Origin of the sequence: Blautia intestinalis, assembly GCF_014297355.1 — a bacterium.
GTDB classification, from domain to species: Bacteria; Bacillota; Clostridia; order Lachnospirales; family Lachnospiraceae; genus Blautia_A; species Blautia_A intestinalis.
In genome coordinates this window covers 1-1,051 of the sequence record NZ_JACOQE010000037.1, presented here as the reverse complement: position 1 = coordinate 1,051, position 1,051 = coordinate 1, and the positions used below count along the sequence as shown (strand labels likewise).

Here is a 1,051-nt window from a genome sequence, read left to right as displayed (position 1 = left end):
CGCTGTTTTGCCCTGCTGCCGATCAGCTTGCGTAGTTCTTTATCTTTCATGCTGATGTGCCTCCTTTTTCGGTATGTCATTACTATACCACGCAACAAAATATATTGCAATATGCAATTGGTAGAAAAAAATGAAATTTCATAATGCTTGACAAAGCAATATAAACACGCTATACTGACAGCACAAATGAAATTGCATAATGCAATTTAAAAGGAGGTGGTCATATGACACAAAGAAAGATTGCCTTATCTATTGAAGAAGCTGCTGATTATACGGGAATCGGCAGGAACACCCTGAGAAAACTGGTGGAATGGAAGAAACTTCCGGTATTAAAGGTCGGGAGAAAAGTCCTGATCAAAACGGATATGCTGGAACTTTTTATGGAAGTCAACGAGGGCAGAGACTTGAGGGATAAGGGAAATGTGAAAGCAGTCACAAGAAACGGTTCAACTTAAAAAAGCGGTTCCCGAAGAAACCGCCAAAGGTTCTATCAGACCGGAGTCATGATATACCTACACGCAAACAGATTATACCATGTACTTCGTCTGACAGACAACAGGAAACTTATGTTTGGAAGAAAAAGAAAGGACGATGATATTTATGGCAAGATCAACAAAGAGTTATGAGGAGCGTATGCTCCAGTTGGAAAAGAAAGAACAGGAAAGCCTTGAGAAAGCAAAACAGTATGCAGTACAGAAACGGGAACTGAAGAAACGTCAGAAAGATGTGGAAACCAAAAAGCGGACACACAGGCTCTGCCAGATTGGTGGTGCGGTGGAATCGGTGCTGGGTTCTGCGATTGAGGAAGATGATATCCCAAAGCTGATCGGCTTCTTAAAAAGGCAGGAAGCAAATGGGAAATTCTTCTCAAAGGCAATGCAGAAAGAGCCAGTTGCGAATACGGAGGAAGTGTAATGCCGGAGGGAGTGGATTTTCCATTCCCTTCATTGCTTTTTCATGAAGGGCGCACTTATGGACAACCAGAGGTCGTCCGTATAAGTTTGCCACAGGTGGCAACCGGTCTGCGCTTACGCTTGCCGGGCTCGTTCCG

At 43.6% G+C, this 1,051-nt stretch carries 2 protein-coding genes; both read left to right on the top strand.

From position 1 onward, the window contains the following. Positions 1–224 precede the first annotated feature (224 nt). On the top strand, positions 225–455 hold the full coding sequence (locus H8Z79_RS16655) for a helix-turn-helix domain-containing protein (protein WP_187002976.1): 231 nt from the start codon (positions 225–227) through the stop codon (positions 453–455). A gap of 145 nt (positions 456–600) precedes the next feature. After that, entirely contained in the window at positions 601–915 is a 315-nt protein-coding gene (locus H8Z79_RS16650) for a relaxasome subunit MobC (protein ID WP_117705064.1), read from the top strand. Positions 916–1,051 lie beyond the last annotated feature (136 nt).